Annotated in this window: 17 protein-coding genes; 7 read left to right on the forward strand and 10 right to left on the reverse strand. The window is 54.6% G+C overall.

All coding sequences use genetic code 11. From position 1 onward, the window contains the following. Nucleotides 1–8 precede the first annotated feature (8 nt). The 3 genes from N6G83_RS28530 to N6G83_RS28540 all read left to right on the forward strand — a co-directional run bounded on the left by N6G83_RS28530 (nt 9) and on the right by N6G83_RS28540 (nt 2,045). Nucleotides 9–677, forward strand: coding sequence for an AzlC family ABC transporter permease (locus tag N6G83_RS28530; RefSeq protein ID WP_260524073.1), 669 nt, complete (start codon nt 9–11; stop codon nt 675–677). Then, a complete protein-coding gene (locus tag N6G83_RS28535) occupies nt 677–997 on the forward strand; it encodes an AzlD domain-containing protein (RefSeq protein ID WP_024528813.1) in 321 nt (106 codons plus the stop codon). The genes N6G83_RS28530 and N6G83_RS28535 overlap by 1 nt, the downstream gene beginning before the upstream one ends. A gap of 64 nt (nt 998–1,061) precedes the next feature. Then, on the forward strand, nt 1,062–2,045 hold the full coding sequence (locus tag N6G83_RS28540; RefSeq protein ID WP_074028627.1) for a hypothetical protein: 984 nt from the start codon (nt 1,062–1,064) through the stop codon (nt 2,043–2,045). Nucleotides 2,046–2,135: 90 nt separating this feature from the next. Here the strand turns inward: N6G83_RS28540 and N6G83_RS28545 are convergent, their stop codons facing one another. Then, complete coding sequence (locus N6G83_RS28545; RefSeq protein WP_211135970.1) at nt 2,136–2,678, reverse strand: fimbrial protein; 543 nt, start codon at nt 2,676–2,678, stop codon at nt 2,136–2,138. 156 nt (nt 2,679–2,834) lie between these two features. Further along, nucleotides 2,835–3,875: a LacI family DNA-binding transcriptional regulator gene (locus N6G83_RS28550; protein WP_024528810.1), complete on the reverse strand. Its 1,041-nt coding sequence runs from the start codon at nt 3,873–3,875 to the stop codon at nt 2,835–2,837. Nucleotides 3,876–4,091: 216 nt separating this feature from the next. On the opposite strand from N6G83_RS28550, the gene N6G83_RS28555 reads away from it, so the two are divergent. The 4 genes from N6G83_RS28555 to N6G83_RS28570 all read left to right on the forward strand — a co-directional run bounded on the left by N6G83_RS28555 (nt 4,092) and on the right by N6G83_RS28570 (nt 9,291). Beyond that, on the forward strand, nt 4,092–5,120 hold the full coding sequence (locus N6G83_RS28555) for an ABC transporter substrate-binding protein (protein WP_024528809.1): 1,029 nt from the start codon (nt 4,092–4,094) through the stop codon (nt 5,118–5,120). Nucleotides 5,121–5,194: 74 nt separating this feature from the next. Then, entirely contained in the window at nt 5,195–7,423 is a 2,229-nt protein-coding gene (locus N6G83_RS28560) for an ABC transporter permease (RefSeq protein ID WP_211135991.1), read from the forward strand. Next, nucleotides 7,420–8,481, forward strand: a complete 1,062-nt coding sequence (locus N6G83_RS28565; protein WP_021181066.1) for an ABC transporter ATP-binding protein — start codon at nt 7,420–7,422, stop codon at nt 8,479–8,481. Before N6G83_RS28560 ends, N6G83_RS28565 begins: the two co-directional genes overlap by 4 nt. 21 nt (nt 8,482–8,502) lie before the next feature. Continuing rightward, nucleotides 8,503–9,291, forward strand: a complete 789-nt coding sequence (locus tag N6G83_RS28570; RefSeq protein WP_211135969.1) for an inositol monophosphatase family protein — start codon at nt 8,503–8,505, stop codon at nt 9,289–9,291. A gap of 65 nt (nt 9,292–9,356) precedes the next feature. On the opposite strand, the gene N6G83_RS28575 is transcribed toward N6G83_RS28570, so the two are convergent. The 8 genes from N6G83_RS28575 to ftnA all read right to left on the reverse strand — a co-directional run bounded on the left by N6G83_RS28575 (nt 9,357) and on the right by ftnA (nt 16,273). Beyond that, a complete protein-coding gene (locus N6G83_RS28575) occupies nt 9,357–10,106 on the reverse strand; it encodes a VanW family protein (protein WP_260524074.1) in 750 nt (249 codons plus the stop codon). 159 nt (nt 10,107–10,265) lie between these two features. Next, entirely contained in the window at nt 10,266–11,537 is a 1,272-nt protein-coding gene (umuC, locus tag N6G83_RS28580; RefSeq protein WP_211135967.1) for a translesion error-prone DNA polymerase V subunit UmuC, read from the reverse strand. Beyond that, nucleotides 11,537–11,959 carry a translesion error-prone DNA polymerase V autoproteolytic subunit gene (gene umuD / locus N6G83_RS28585; protein WP_024528804.1) on the reverse strand — a complete coding sequence of 141 codons (423 nt, stop codon included), beginning with the start codon at nt 11,957–11,959 and terminating at the stop codon, nt 11,537–11,539. The genes umuC and umuD overlap by 1 nt, the downstream gene beginning before the upstream one ends. A 499-nt stretch (nt 11,960–12,458) precedes the next feature. Next, nucleotides 12,459–13,331, reverse strand: coding sequence for an excinuclease Cho (cho, locus tag N6G83_RS28590; RefSeq protein WP_211135966.1), 873 nt, complete (start codon nt 13,329–13,331; stop codon nt 12,459–12,461). 421 nt (nt 13,332–13,752) lie between these two features. Continuing rightward, nucleotides 13,753–14,094: a YebY family protein gene (locus tag N6G83_RS28595; RefSeq protein WP_021806756.1), complete on the reverse strand. Its 342-nt coding sequence runs from the start codon at nt 14,092–14,094 to the stop codon at nt 13,753–13,755. A 69-nt stretch (nt 14,095–14,163) separates the two neighbouring features. Next, nucleotides 14,164–15,045, reverse strand: a complete 882-nt coding sequence (copD, locus tag N6G83_RS28600; RefSeq protein ID WP_074028612.1) for a copper homeostasis membrane protein CopD — start codon at nt 15,043–15,045, stop codon at nt 14,164–14,166. A gap of 3 nt (nt 15,046–15,048) precedes the next feature. Then, nucleotides 15,049–15,432 carry a CopC domain-containing protein YobA gene (gene yobA, locus N6G83_RS28605; protein ID WP_024530221.1) on the reverse strand — a complete coding sequence of 128 codons (384 nt, stop codon included), beginning with the start codon at nt 15,430–15,432 and terminating at the stop codon, nt 15,049–15,051. A 322-nt stretch (nt 15,433–15,754) separates the two neighbouring features. Further along, nucleotides 15,755–16,273 carry a non-heme ferritin gene (gene ftnA / locus N6G83_RS28610; protein WP_021806759.1) on the reverse strand — a complete coding sequence of 173 codons (519 nt, stop codon included), beginning with the start codon at nt 16,271–16,273 and terminating at the stop codon, nt 15,755–15,757. Nucleotides 16,274–16,444: the final 171 nt, after the last annotated feature.

Below are 16,444 nucleotides of genomic sequence, written 5' to 3' on the forward strand. Positions count from 1 at the left end.
AAAATAGTATGGCTAAAAACTTTTTCCCCTCGCTCGATAAAGGGGTGATCAAAGGGATCGCGCTGGTCTGCCTGGCAGACGGCATCGTAGGGATCTCCTATGGTTCGCTGGCGACCGGCCTGGGTTTCGAGCTGTGGGTCCCGCTGATGCTGTCGTTACTGGTGTTGGCGGGTGCCTCTGAATTTCTGTTTATCGGCATCGTAGCCAGCGGTGGTAGCCCCTTTGCGGCAGCGGCAGCCGGGCTACTGGTGAATGCACGCCACCTGCCGTTCGGTATGGCAGTGAAAGAGGTGATCGAACGCAGCCGCTTTAAGTTATTGGGTTGCCATATCATAAACGATGAAAGCGTGGTATTCGGCATTTCGCAACCAACGTTGACCAAAAAACGGGCAGCCTACTGGCTCTGTGGGCTGGGGATCGCCGCCTGCTGGCCGTTGGGCGTGTTGATTGGCGGCACCATTGGCAGCTTTATTCCCGATATCAATGCCATCGGGCTGGACGCCGTGTTCCCCACCATTTTGCTGGCCTTGATTGTTGGTTCGTTGAAAAATCTGCGCACCAGTATTTCCGCCTGCTCCGGCACCCTGATTGCCCTGGCTAGCGTACCTTTGGTACCGATTGGCATGCCGGTGCTGTTTTCACTGTTGGGTTTACTGATCAGAAAGCGAGAAAAATAATGGATAACCAAACACTCATCATTGGCATTCTGATCCTGGCCAGCGGTACCTTTGCGTTTCGCTTTGCCGGTTTCCTGCTGGGCCGCAGCCTGAGCTTTTCTGACCGGGTTCAGGCCTTGCTCGCCGACTCCGCCACCACGTTGCTACTGGCCGTAGCGGTGATCGCGACGCTGTTCGAAGGGCAACACTTTGCCGGTTATGCTCGCTTGGGTGGCGTGGCCGTGGGAGCATTATTAGCCTGGAGGAAAACGCCGTTAATCGTGGTATTGCTGGCTGCAGCGGCAGTGACGGCGCTGTTGCGGGTAGCCGGTGTGGCATAACTCACCGCTGGCCGGGTATGATGGCGGCCGGCAGGTATGCTGCCTCACCGGAGATGGGATAGAAATGGAGAAGCTCGCCACGTTAGCCGTAGTTGGAATAGTGCTGCTTGCGCCTTGGACAGCGCTACAGGCTGTGACGCCAGTGGGCCCAGGTTTTACCCCCGAGCGGCCAGCTTCGCTGTTTGACTGCCAGACCCCGTTGGTCAAGCTGTTAGCCAGCAGCAATCAGGCGTTGATCCGGGCGGAGAAAGTGCCAGCGGACAAGCTGGAAATTAATATTGAACCGCGAGCTAACGGCATACAGGCCATTGAGTTGTTCGATCGCCGCAGGCCAGCCTCACCTGATTCGCCAGGGGCCGGACATCTTGGTTGGGTCATGTACGATCCGCAAACCGGACTGCTACTGGATAACAGTGCCGACGAACAGCATCCGCTGCAACTCACCTTTAATCCACAGTACGGCAAACAATATCAGCAATGCCTACAGAAGGAGCAGCGCTGTGCGACCATTTTGGACCAGATGAAATTAGGCCCAATCATTGCCGATTCCCCTAAATATGTGGTGCGTGGTAAAGGCCGGGCTTATTTTCACGCCGCACCCACCGAGCAGTGCGTCAATGAATCTCAATTTGTGATCCCGAATGACAAGGTGCAAGTGGTGGGTTATGCCGCGCTTGAGCCCGTCGAAGGTGAGAAAAATGGCTATCTGTTAGTCGGTTATGGCAATGCCTCCGGCTGGATAAACGTTGACCGCCTGGCCCCGCTCGACGAGATTTGCCAAGATGCCCAGGCCGGCGCCGAAGCTGCAATAAGCAAGGCGGCCTCACCTACGGCGAAGTATCTGGTGAAGAGCAAAAAACTCTATTTTTACGACTCGCCGGATAAGCTCTGCCAAGATGAAGGCGGGAAGTTTGTCGTCAATGGCGATAGCGTTACCGCCACGCACGGGCAGCCTTATAAGGACTTTTTGTTTGTAAGCTATATTCACCCCAAAACCGGCGATAAAACCACGGGCTGGGTGAGGGCTGATGGTTTGGCTGGGCAATAAATCCAGGCCCGAGTGGCTCCCTCGCCCTTTGAGAGAGGGGAAGCACTCTAAAACCCACCGAGCGGTGGGTTAAATAGCGTGATTGATCAATCAGGCCGCCAGCTCAAATAAGTAGAGCGTGTAATCAACCTTGCTCGCCACATTACCCGGCGTTGCGCGGCCGGTACTGCAGAAGTTTGCGGCGAAGGAGGCATAAACCTCACCATTCATCACCGGGAAAAACGCCGAACTCACCATCTGAGCATTACTGCCCGCCTGCACAATATTGTTTTGCTGGTCACGCAGCTGAATTTGTACGTTACCTGCCTCCGCCATATTAATCAGGCCGCCGGTGACAGCATCAACCGTGGCGCCCCCCTCAAAAAACACCAAGGCGTGAGTATATTGCTCCGGGATACCTGCAACGCGGATGTCGAAGCGGGTTGCCTGTGCCTGGGCACCTGAGTTTGCCAGCTGTACTTCACTTACTGCCCCAAGCTGCACATAGCCATTTTGGGTTTCGCTGCCGTTAACGCTGACGGTGAGGCCAGCACTGCGTGGTCGCTGTACAATAATGCCACCCTCTTCAATCCCCATGGTTTGGGCAACGATTTGTCCAGAAAAATTGATGGTTCCATTGACGGTATTATTCATGGTAAATATCCTTATTCTAATAAGAGAGCACAGTGAAACTGATGTTCCACCCGATTTAATTCGCAGTGTTTGTTCTGCTTAACTAAATATTACCCACTTAATGATAAGGGTTCCTTTTGTTACCGTTGTGCTGTCAATGGCAGGACGGGGATAGTGTCAACCACCGCGAATAGTGCCACGCCATATAAAATCGGCATGATACATCCGCATTTCTCCTGGACTATCCAGCCCCTGCTCAGACTCCAGGTTTTCTTCCTTCTCTTCCTCTGCCATCAGCCATGCCACCGCATCCTGGGCAAACTGTTCCACTGGCTGGGTAAACGTGGTGAGGTTGTAGGAGGACCATGCCGCCTGCGGAATATCATCGAAGCCAGCAACACAAAGATCTTCTGGAATGCGTAGAGCAAAGCGATGGCGCGCCTCATCCATAAAGCCACAGGCCAGCAGATCGGTCACACAGAACACCGCATCAGGACGTTCCCGCCGGGTTAACAAGCGGTGCGCCAGGATCTGCCCACTCTCATAGGAGGTGGTGCCAAAACGTTCGACGGTGACCGCCAGCCCCGCCGCTTGCGCCGCCTGGATAAAACCACGTTCACGCGCCATCAGGCTTGGCGTGCCCGCCAAAGAGTTGGCAAACGCGATCCGCTGGCAACCCGCACGGGCAAACGCCATCACGATCCGCCCCGCCGCCTCTTCGTTATCCTGGTTGATACTGAGTGAACCCGGCAACGCGTCGTTACGGTTAATCAACACCAGCCGCTGGCCGTGCTTGTGGCACAGGCGAGCGATCGCACTGTCCGGCATGCCGGACAGGACAAAAGAGGCATCCGCACGGAAGTTAATGGCCTGCTGCAACGCCTGCGATACGCTGTCATCGGGACGATCGGTGTTGATCAACATGGTAATTTTCCCCGCTTCCTGCAAATGCTGGGTCAGTAATCTTACCAGGCTGGCCCGATAAGGCGTCGCCAGTTCTGACACGATCAGGCACACAATGCCGCTGCGATTACGCACCAACCCCCGCGCCAGATGATTAACGTGATAGCCCAGTTCTTCAGCGGCCCGCATCACCCTTGCACGGGTTACCGCCGACACGCTGGCACCGGGCGTATAGGTGCGAGAAACTGCCGAACGGGAGACCCCCGCCAGCTCCGCCACGTCTTTCGCACTGATCATCATTTTGTCTACCGCCATCTTTACACCCATCCATCGCGCGTTGGTGAAAATTTTGCCGCACTTTGCAAAGCTGTGCAAATTTTTATTGGCATGATTGTTCCATTTTTGTGACGAAGAGGTTGAATTATTTCGCAGCGCAATTGACAGTGCGATTTTTATCCTCTAGTTATTTGCACACACGTGCAAAGAAATGGCGACAACGTATCGCCACCCTACACCAACCAGGAGAACACCATGCATCGAGTCAATCTGATGGCGGCCATCGTCGCTGGCACCGCGCTCTCAGCCTTCTCTGTCCACGCTGCCGAGCAGTTGAATATGATCTGTTCCGCTGACGTCGTGGTCTGTGAGCAAATGACCAACTTGTTTGAGCAACAGCATCCGGATATCAAAGTCAGTATGGTGCGCCTCTCCGCCGGGGAAGCCTATGCCCGTATTCGCACCGAAGCTCGCAACCCGCGCACCGATATCTGGTGGGCAGGCACTGGCGATCCGCATATGCAAGCGGCCAACGAAGGGTTAACCCAGGCCTACCAGTCACCGCTACTGGATCAACAGCAAGATTGGGCGCGTAAGCAGGCAGAAAGCGCCAACTATCGCACCGTGGGCATCTACGCCGGAGCGCTGGGCTGGGGTTACAACACCCAGCTACTGGAGCAGAAAAAAATCAAAGCCCCGACCTGCTGGAGCGATCTGTTAGACACGGCTTACAAGGGCGAGATCCAGATGGCGAACCCGAACTCTTCCGGCACCGCTTACAACACACTCGCCACTCTGGTTCAACTGATGGGCGAGGAGAAAGCCTTCGACTACCTGAAAAAACTCAACGCCAATATCTCGCAGTACACCAAGTCGGGTTCAGCACCGGTTAAAGCGGCGGCGCGCGGTGAAACCACCATCGGCATCGTCTTTATGCATGATGCCGTCGCCATGCAGGTGGATGGCTTCCCGGTCAAGGCCGTTGCCCCCTGTGAAGGCACCGGATTTGAAATTGGCTCCATGTCGATTGTCAAAGGTGCTCGTAACCTCGCTAGCGCCAAGGTGTGGTACGACTGGGCGCTGAGTGCCGAGGCTCAGTCACACATGAAAGACGCCAAATCTTACCAACTGCCGTCAAACCGTAACGCAGCGATCTCCGAATACTCTCCGCGCTTCGAAAACATCAAGCTGATTGATTACGACTTTAAAACCTATGGCGATACGGCAAAACGTAAAGAGTTGCTCAGCCGCTGGGATAAAGAGATCGGTGCCAGCGCTCAATAATCATCACGTCATCCTCCTCCGCGCCGATGCGTTTGCTAAGGCGCTAACAGGAATCATGCATGTTTGAGGTCACAATGAATGCTCAAAACCGCCGATTGGATGGGGCTTTGGTGCTGGGAGCGCTGGCAGTGTTGCTGCTGCCCTGGTATAGCCAGGAAGCCGGATTCTTCGGCTTTGGCTGGCTGAATACGCTCTGGCAGGATCGGCAGAATGCCCCGGCCTTATGGCAGATACTGGCGTTTCAACGCCCCTGGCTGGCGATTGCCCTGTTACTGCTGTTAACGGGTGCGCTAGGTCGGCTGCTACAGGTGGGCCGGTTACGCTCCCAATTACTGATATATGCCAGTGCCGTGGGCATTTTGTTCCTGCTGTTTGAAGGCCATGCCATCGGCTACAACGGTTGGAACTGGCAATGGAGCGAACAGCTGTTTGGTGCGCTCGGTGACGGCCAACCCGCTTTTGGGGCTGGCGCGATCCTGCTTCTCACCACCTTTTTGCTGTTGTTCTCTTTTGGGCTTGCCGAACGTGGCGTGCTGAAGGGCGATGCCTTTGTCGTCAGCTCGATTGTACTGCTGGTGGCGCTGGTCAGCACCTTCGTGCTCTATCCCGTACTGAACATGTTCGTCGCCTCGGTACAGGACGTGGATGGCTCGTTTAAGCCAGATGGCCTGCTCACCAATATGCGCGATCCGGCGATCTGGAGCCTCAGTTGTTTAAGCGGTGGCACTTGCGGCACCGCCTGGCGCACTCTGTGGCTGGCACTGATGACCGCCAGCGGTTCTACGCTGCTTGGCCTGGCCTTTGCGCTGGCCGCCACCCGCACGCCGCTGCCATTCAAGAAAGGGTTGCGCATGCTGTCCGTGCTGCCGATCATCACGCCGCCCTTCGTGATTGGCCTGGCGTTGATGCTGCTGTTTGGCCGTTCTGGTGTGGTGACCGAACTATTATTCACCCTGTTCGGCATTGAGCCTGGCCGCTGGCTGTATGGTTTGACCGGGATCTGGATCGCTCAGGTGCTCTCCTTCACGCCGATCGCTTTTCTGGTGTTGATTGGCGTGGTGGAAGGCGTTAGCCCTTCGCTGGAGGAAGCCTCGCAAACCATGCGCGCCAATCGCTGGCGTACCTTCCGCTATGTTTCATTGCCGTTGATGGCACCTGGGCTGGCGAATGCCTTTCTGATCGGTTTTATCGAAAGCATGGCGGATTTCGGTAACCCAATGGTGCTTGGCGGCAGCCACGGGGTACTGTCGACCGAGATCTTCTTCTCGGTGGTCGGGGCGCAGAACGATCCGAGCCGCGCGGCGGTGCTGGCGATCATCCTGCTGTGCTTTACGCTCAGCGCCTTTGTTTTGCAGCGTCTGTGGCTGGCAGGGAAGAGCTTTGCCACCGTCACCGGCAAAGGGGATGCAGGTACGCACTGCGGGCTACCGCGCGGGTTGCGCTATGGTGTGTATCTGCTGGTGATCCCTTGGGGCCTGTTCACGCTGGTCGTCTACGGCATGATCCTGATCGGCGGGTTTGTCCAGTCCTGGGGACTAGACAGCAGTCTGACGTTAGCTCATTACGCCCGTGCCTTCGGTTTTCACTGGAACGATGGCCAGATCGTCTGGACCGGCGTGGCTTGGAACTCGTTCTGGACCACCATGGAGATCTCGCTGATTGCCGCACCGCTCACGGCCATCGTCGGCATGCTGACCGCCTGGCTGATCGTGCGGCAAAAGTTTGTTGGCCGCCAGGCCTTCGAGTTTATGTTGATGCTCAGCTTTGCCATCCCCGGCACGGTGATCGGCGTCAGTTACATCATGGCCTATAACCTGCCACCGTTAGAGATCACCGGTACGGCTCTGATCCTCGTTGCCTGCTTTGTGTTCCGCAATATGCCGGTTGGCGTACGCGGTGGCATCGCCGCCATGAGTCAGTTGGATCGTAGTCTGGACGAGGCTTCGCTCACGCTACGCGCCAGCAGTTTCCGCACCCTGCGCAAGGTGATCCTGCCACTGTTGAAACCTGCTATCAGCGCGGCCCTGGTCTATGCCTTTGTGCGGGCGATCACTTCCATCAGCGCGGTGATCTTCCTCGTCAGTGCCCAGTACAACATGGCCACCTCCTACATCGTTGGGTTGGTTGAAAACGGAGAATACGGCGTGGCTATCGCCTACTCCTCAGTGCTGATCGTGGTGATGATGGCCGTGATCCTGACCTTCCAACTGCTGGTCGGCGAACGCCGCCTGCGCCGCGTATCCCGCATTGCCACACCGCCGGCGATCCCTCCGGCAACCTTACAACAGGAGAATGCCGTATGACTGCCATTCGTTCCGGTTCGGTGGTGTTTGAAAACGTCACCAAACAGTTTGCCGATTTTGTCGCCCTGCCCGGCCTTTCTCTTACCGTCGAGCCAGGGACGCTAGTGACGCTGCTCGGTCCTTCCGGCTGCGGAAAGACCACCACGCTGCGTCTGCTGGCTGGCTTGGAGCACCCAACTTCGGGGCGCATCCTAATTGGCGGCAAAGACGTAACACATCTGCCCGCCAACGAGCGTGACATCGCGATGGTTTTCCAATCCTACGCCCTGTTCCCGCATATGAACGCGTTGGACAACGTGATGTACGGCCTGCTCGCCAGCAAGCTATCGCGTAAAGAGGCGCAGGATCGGGCACGTGAGGTGCTGAAGTTGGTTGGCCTGGAAAGCATGGGCCAACGTCTGCCCTCCGAGCTGTCTGGTGGACAGCAGCAGCGCATCGCCGTGGCGCGTGCGCTGGTGTTAGAACCGCAGGTGTTGTTGCTCGACGAACCCCTCTCCAACCTTGACGAACGCCTGCGCCGCCGCGTGCGTACCGAGATCCGCGATTTGCAACAGCGCCTCGGCTTTACGGCGGTGTACGTCACCCACGATCAGGAAGAAGCGTTGGCGGTTTCCGATAAGATTATTGTCATGAAAGACGGGCATATTGCCCAACAAGGGGCACCGCAGGAACTCTATCACTCCCCCGCTTCGGTGTTTATCGCCGACTTTATGGGCGAGGCGAATATCCTGCCCTGCGCGATTGAACGGGTGGAGGGGAATGAGGCGCTGATCAGCCTGGGCAACCGTCAATATCGGATACCGGGAGCCAAAGCCCGCCCCGGTGCCGCCCAACTTTCGGTACGCCCGCAGTTTATTACCCTGCATGCGGACCAGGCTGGCGCGTTGAACGGAGAAGTGACCCACAGCATCTGGCTCGGCGACCACATCGAATATGAAGTGAAAACCGACCTCGGCGCACTGTTTATCGTCGACGTACAGATGGAGCGCCAACTGACGCCGATGACCCGCGTGGCCATTGATTTTAAACCTCAGGGGCTGGCGCTGATTGCCCAGTGAGCCCAAATTTAAGGACTTGATATGAATGAGCAGATTTCCCAACGCCTGGCGTTGGCCGAGCAGGTCGCACGTGAGGCGGGAACCAGGGCGCTGAACTATTTCAACCGCCGCGAAAGCCTGGTGATTGAAACCAAGCGTGATGCGCAGGACGTGGTTTCCATCGCCGATCGCGAAGTTGAATTGTTGATCCGCGAGCGTATTGCACAGCAGTTCCCAGACGACGGTTTTCTCGGTGAAGAGTTTGGCCTGCAATCCGGCAGTTCGGGCTACACCTGGGTGGTTGATCCGATCGACGGCACCAGCCCCTTCGTCAACGGCATGCCGAACTGGTGCGTTTCCGTTGCCGTCATTCACCATGGCGATCCGGTGATTGGCGTGATTATGGCGCCTTGCCAGCAGGAGTGTTTTGTCGCGGCACGTGGCGCAGGCGCAACGCTTAATGGCAAGCCGCTACACGTCGATCCGGCGCGCACGCTGCAAAATCACATCACCGGCTTTGGTGCCAACAGCTATGTGGCCCCCGAACGCGTTGGTGAGATCGTCGCTGAGATCACGGCGGTTGGCGGCAATTTTTTCCGCAACGGTTCCGGGGCCATGATGTTGGCCTGGGTTGCCGCAGGCCGGCTGGTCGGTTACTACGAACCTTATATGCACGCCTGGGATTGTCTGGCGGGTTACTGCCTGGTGAACGAGGCTGGTGGCTGGACGCATCCATTTAATACTGGGGAAAACCACCTGCTGCACGGCGGGCCGGTGCTGGCCGTTGCCCCCGGAGCCAAGGATGAGCTGTTACGGATCGCACGGCTGTAACCCGTGTTCTCTCTGTTTGGGGCCGGACCATTGTCGACCCCGACGGATTAACAGGTTGAGCTTGTTTACTCAACCTGTTGTTCTTCAATATCATATTTTACCACCACATCGTTCAGATATAGCCGTTCGGACTGTAATACCACCGAGTCCTGCCCTTTGGTGGAGATATCACGCCAGATTTCATTCTGCCGGTAAATGCGCTGTTGCCGACGGATAAATCGGTGGGATTTCTGGTAGACATGATACTTAACCGTGCGGGGAGCCGAGCACAGCAGCTCACCTTCCAACTGATGCTCTGCAACGTTGAACACCAGTTGAAAGCTATCCTGAGTCGGGTTATACAGCACCAGATCGATATAGTTGTAGAAAATGGCGGCTCCCGAGCCAAAAGGCAATATACGGCCTTCGTCCGGGAAAGGATCAAAACTGTGATTTGCCCGTTCGGCCACCACCAACGGTGAGTGGATCGCCATCCAGTGGATTAAATTGCTGAGCTGGCAAATGCCGCCGCCAATACCACTGCGCGCTTCGCCAAACGACAGCTCCATCCCTTCAACAAAACCACGCGCGCGAGTCGGTTTCCCCACCAGCTTACAAAATGAGAAATACTCACCCGGCTTGATAATAATTCCACTGGTTGCCGCAACCGCCAGCCGCAGATTAATCACTTTATTGTGCTGCAAGCCTATATCGCTATTGCCCAGCTTGCGGATCAGCTTCGAGGTGTGCTTGATAAAACGGTGATCCAGCCGCTGCCCCGGCGTTTTCTCACTGGCGTACCGGCGCGATGACCATTGCCACGCAAGATGGCGCAAAACTCGCTTTTGCCGAACTCGCAGCCAATAAAGCAGTGGATGATAGGATGATAAAGGCCTGCGCATAGCGTTAATCCATTAACCAGTAACTTAATGATAAATTAGGAGAAAACCCATTAACCACCACGTTATGGCATAGTGGTCAAGGAACAGCACCGTTCAGTATACCCGAGCACGGGGTAAATCACTCAGCCTGGTGGTATAAGCCGGTGACAACAGTTCACGCTTCATCGACCACACCTGCTGCGTACCCTGGCCAGCAAACCACAGCTTGGCCCGGCCCGAGTTATTGATATGATCCATCACCTGCATCAGCTTTTCGCTACCGGGCCTTGGTTGATAGTCGTCAAACAGTTCGAGCTGGGCGATACCCTGGCTGAAAAAATCCTGCAGCATCACGCCGCCCTTATCGAAACGATGACCGGGTTGCCAAATGGCATCCAGGCAGCGCATCGCGGCAGCAATAATATCGCGGGTATCTTGCGTTGGCGTGTTCAATTTGACGCTGGCCGAATTACCGTAATAGGCCTCGTGAGTGGCGAACGGACTGGTTTTGATCCAGGCGCTGACGTGCCGACAATATTGCCGTTCCGCCCTGAGCTTTTCTGCCGCCCGCGTGGCGTATAAGCAGATCGCCTGATGCATATGTTCATACTCGGTGATGCGCTCACCAAAACTACGGCTGCTGATAATCTGCTGCTTGGTTGGCGCGAACTCTTCCAGTTCCAGGCAAGGCTCGCCACACAGTTCCCGCACAGTACGTTCGACTACCACGCTGAAACGTTTACGTATCATGGTGGTGCTGGCATCAGCCAGTTGCAGCGCACTTTCTATCCCCATCGCGTTCAGCTTTTTTGCTATCCGCCGCCCAATGCCCCAGACCTCTTCTACTGGCACTTTATGCATTAGCTTACGCTGCCGCTCCAGGCTGGAAAGGTCGACCACGCCGTCGGTTTGTTTCACCCATCTTTTGGCAGCAAAATTTGCCAGCTTGGCCAGCGTTTTAGTTTGTGCGATCCCGACCCCGATCTTCAGCCTCGTATCGCTCCGCACTTTGTCCCGGATCTGCCGCCCAAACAGTTCCAGATTCCCGCAATTAGGTACCGAGGAGAGATCGAGAAAGCTTTCATCGATAGAATAGATCTCAACGCGGGGGACTAACTCTTCCAGTGCCGTCATCACCCGAGCTGACATATCGGCATACAGCTCATAGTTACTACTGAAAGCGACACCACCCGCACGTTCCAACTGCTGCTTGACCTTGAAATACGGCCCGGTCATCGTCATCCCCAATTTTTTGGCCTCTTGGTTACGGGCCACTACGCAGCCATCATTGTTTGATAACACCACCACCGGGCGGCCACGCAGATCGGGCCGCCATAGCATTTCACAGCTGGCATAAAAGCTGTTCACATCGGCCAGCGCGTACATTATTTCAGCCTCGTAATAGTCGACACCACGACGCCAACGATATCTAAATCTTCAGCTCCATCATGTAGCGGGATTGGCTGGTAGTTGGGGTTCATCGGTTCAAGCTGTACGACTGGCCGTAGACATAATCGCTTTACCGTGAACTCCCCACCAACGCTGGCGATCACGATATCGCCATGTTCGGCCCCAATGCTGCAATCGACCACCAGCATCGAGCCATCGGTAATACCCGCCTCCAGCATGCTTTCACCGGAGGCATAAAGAAAGTAAGTGGCGTTCGGGTGGCTAATGCAGTATTCGTTGAGATCGATCCTGGCATGGACGTAGTCCTGCGCCGGGCTTGGGAAGCCAGCAGGCACCCGATCGGAAAACAGTGGCAGGTACAATTTCTCTGGGGTTGGTGTTGGAACAAAGTGTTTCATAGGGGTATGTCTCTATACTGTGTTTTTATACAGTATAGTTGTGCTGAATGGCTGACGGAAGAGAGATTTTCAAGGTGAATGATATGGGTATGATCGGTAAGGAAAGAAAGTCAGGTTAGGCTGCGACCAGTGTAGGGGCGCTGCATGCTACGCACGTGCGGCAGAGAGTTAAAGAATTACGAACTCCAATTTCCCTTATAGAACCTAAAATTGGTTACTCAATATCTGACCCCGGCGTAAAGCAAACGCCTTGACAGATTTCTATAAGTTGATTAACTCAGTCTTAGGACATGTTTTAGTACTTAGCTAACCCGGTAGGCTTATGAAAATTATTGCAGGTACCCTTTTAATCATCCTGTTGGCTGGGTGTTCTACGGTCAGCGTTTCTGGCTCTGGCGGGAGTTCGGGGCGTTCAACGGCCACCATTGGCATCGGTTCTGGCGTCCGTCTTTGATAACGACATCCGCGCAGGTCTTCTGGCTGGCGCGAAGCCGTTAACTCAGGTTTTTTCGAAGAGATCGATAATCTCGTACTTTCCACCGATCACGGGTTTGCATAAGATTTTATAACCATCGCTATCAAAGCCCGGCGCCGCAATCATTAACTCCCCCGCTTCATCCAGGCTATCTACTGCACCCAGCCATAACCAGTGGTGAATAATATGGTACTGCGCCATATCAGCCCCCGGCTCTCGCAAGGCTATCGGGCCACGCCACGGCCAGCACACCACTCGGCTTTGCTCGAGCGCTGAGGCCAAGCGCTGCTGATGATCGGCCAGGCTTTCTTTACCGCAGCAAGCTCCGGTACAACGCTTCAATGCCGAACGGAAACAAGGGCGGCCTTTGCTTAATGGCTCAAGCCCCAACAGCCCATAACACAGCTGGTGCTGATCGGCGATAGACTGCAGCGCTTGTAGTGCCGCGCGCCGGTTGGCAAAAAGGCCAAACAGCCCAGCGTGCCGGGCAAAATCGACCTCTTTGGCATACACCACCGTGGGTTTGTCATCATTGAGTTGCAACGCGCAGAGCTGCCTGTTGCGGCGCAGGCGTTTATTGAACAGCGGTTGCAGCTGTTTAATCAGTTGCGCTTCCAGCAACAACGCCCCTATTTCCCCCGCCGTTCTGATAAAGGTGATACGCCTGGCCTGGCGCAGCATGGCCGCTTCATCTGGAGTGCGCAAATGTGAAAGTACCCGGCTGCGGAGGTTCACGCTTTTACCGATGTAGAGCGGCATGGTTTCGCACTCGCCGTGGAACAGGTATACCCCAGGTAGAGCAGGCAAGCCTTCCAGCCATTGGCGTAGGTGTTCCGGGTACTGGTAAATGGCTTCTGCTTCAAACTCGAGCCTTGGTGCGGCAGAACGTCTGGTCAATGACAAACTCCATACTGATTTTTTATACAGTATAGCGGGTTGAGTGGGGGTTTGAAGGAGTTTGTGGTCAAGCTGTTCCTCTCACCCTATCCCTGTAGAGGCACTCATGATACCTACGATTTGTTCGGGGAGAAGAGGAGCTTTCTCCCAAAGAGGGTTAAATAAATATTTAAAATCAATATGATAAAAAAAGACCGAGTACGATTCCTATACTCGGTCTAGGGAAAGGGCTCTTGGGAGAGAGCCGTGCGCTAAAAGTTGGCATTTATGCAAGGTTTGTTCAACCGTGCATTCTAAGAATAGTCCAAGGTGCAAGTTTTGCCAGCCCAGCGCACACAAGTGATAGTTACAAACAGAAATTAATTACGTACATCTCGTCACCACCCGTAAACTTTTGCATAAGTATCGGGTGGTTAGCTGATTAGTCAGCACACAATTTTTCTGCTCTTTCGCGGAAAGGTTGCACGCTCATTTTCTGACCAGGGTGGTTGGCGTCATCCAGCAGGATCACATCCAGCGATTGGGCACGCTGCTGCCCCGCTTTCACCTGTGCTTCAGCTGCTTCATTGAGCGGGTATTGCATCAGGGTGCTGTTGTTGAGCACGAACAAGGCGGCCCCTTTGCGACATTGCAGCGTGACTTCCTCTTTAGTGAACGCCCACTGTTTGCCGTACTCCAGCTTAGTGACGTTAACCAGCTTATCTGCCGCCAGCGCGCTCGACGCCGTTGCCAGCAGCGCAATACCAAGAATTACTGATTTCATGTTTTTGGCCTTAAGTTGCGATTTAAATCCATTTTCCCGCAGTTTGAGGGCATCCGGCAAGGCGCAATGTCATACCGGCGCATAGGTTGCAAATAAACTCACCAACAGCAGCACCGCAGCCCCCAACGCCACCTCAAGCCAGCAGGCGATCACCACTCCGCGCTGTGCCAGATTGGGGGTGGTACGCATTGCGGGGACGATAACGTAACGGTTGGCCAATGCCACCATTACCATCAATGCCACCAGCCCGGCTTTCACTAACAACAAACGTTGATAGGCGGAGCCGAGATCGACTGGCCAGCGGCCAAGGATAATCAGGCTGTTGATTATGCCCGTGACGATCACCAGCACTACGGCAACATGGCCCCAGCGGGAGAAACGGATCAGGGTGGCGATAGCATCGCTACGCCACTGCGGTTGTGGCAAGTAGCGCAGGCAAAACAACAACGGCAACAGGCTGCCGAACCAGTAGCCTGCGGCCAACAGGTGCAAGGCGTGGTTAACTCGGTGTGCTATGCCCAATATGCCCGCATGCATCGCCGCATGGCCGATAAACGCCATGTTGATCAGTAGCAGTGCCGAGCACAGCGCCAACGCTTGTCCCCGCTTTGCCGCAGGCAACAGCAAGGCTAACAAGGCCAGCAGGGAAAAACCCAGATGCCAGCGCCAGGCCTCACCAAAGGTGGTGCCCAACACCGCCCACCAAATGCTCAATTGCCAGGTATCCACCCAGCCATCACCCATCAATCCGGCCTGAATAGCCAGCATCAGCAAGGCGGTTAGTGCGGAGATCCAGGTCGAGGCGAGCAGCAGCGGGCGCACATCGCGGGTGATTATCGGGGAAAGGCGCTGTGGCGACAGGACGGCGGTGAACAGGCTGACGCCAAACATCAGCATCACCGCCGTAAAGTGCACAAAGCGACACAGCACAAACAGGGTCGCCAGAGTCATAGCTTAGTTAACGGTAAAGCTGTACTGACCTTTGGTTTTATGACCGTCAACGGAAACCACGTGCCAGCTGACCTGGTATTTCCCCGCAGCCAGATCACTTTCAATCGGTACGTTAATCTGGGTGTTGTTGCTTGGATCCAGATCCAGCTTGCCGGTTTTAACCACGGCGTTATCTGGGCCGGTCACTTTGACACCGCTGAAGTTAGGCTCGATGCCTTCGGAGAAATTCAGCGTCAACACTTTTGGCGCAGAGCTTACGGTGGCGTCTGCCGCCGGAGTCTGTACTTTCAGGTGGGCATGCGCCAACGCCTGCTGAGAAGACAAGCCGACAAACAGTACAAAAATGGTGGAAAGCAGGCGATAGGATGAACGAATTTTAGCGATCACGGAGGAGTCCTTTATCAATTATGTAGGTGATAAGGGCCAAGACCGGTTACGCGGAGCGATGTTTCCGCAGCCTCAACCCACCACTGTGATTGCGCCACGGGTAAACAGCAGAAAGAGTGGGTAACTCACTGTTATAACTCTCTACCTCCCGGTAGCGTATCGAGTTAAATCATAACGACGGTGAATCGGCAAGTCGAGCACATCACTGATATTTTGCGATCTGGCAGCACGTATCGCTATAGCCGCCCGATAAACACAGGGCAAAAAAAACCGCGTACGGTGAAAAGTACGCGGTTTTCAGATTGATGACAAAAGCGGGTTATCAGGCCTGGCCGTTACCGCTTACTGCCTCGGCACCCATTCTCTTCAGATCTTTATCAATGAAGAACAGTGCCTTGCCGCTGTTGCCTACCAGCGCCAACTTGTCCAGTACGGATTTGAACAGCTTCTCTTCTTCGTGCTGCTCGGCAACGTACCATTGCAGGAAGTTGAAGGTTGAGTAGTCTTGTGTGGTCATTGCCACGTGCGCCAGTTCATTGATTTGACGAGTGATCAGTTGCTCATGCTCGTAAGTCTGCTGGAAAACGTCCGCCAGTGATTCAAACTCTACCGGCGGTGCAGAAATGCTGCCGATCAGTGGCAAAGCACCAGTATCACTGAGGTAGTCGAACAGACGCTGCATGTGCTGCATCTCTTCACGTGAATGTTCTTTAAGGAATGCTGCAGCCCCTTCGAAGCCTTTATCGCTGCACCAGGCGCTCATTTGCAAATACAGATTGGCGGAATAGAATTCCAGATTCAGTTGCTCATTCAGTTTCGTGGTCATTGCTTGCGTTAGCATGAGGATCCCTATTATTTTTGCAGGTCATAAACTTAATTGACCACATTATGCCTTGATTAACACAAAATAAAAACACTTGATTTACATTCATTAATTTAAGGTTATATTTATCTATAAATTCAATCAGTTATAAAATAACTTATTTTAACATTAAATTATTATGATAATCAT

Source organism: Serratia sp. PL7, from assembly GCF_945957435.1.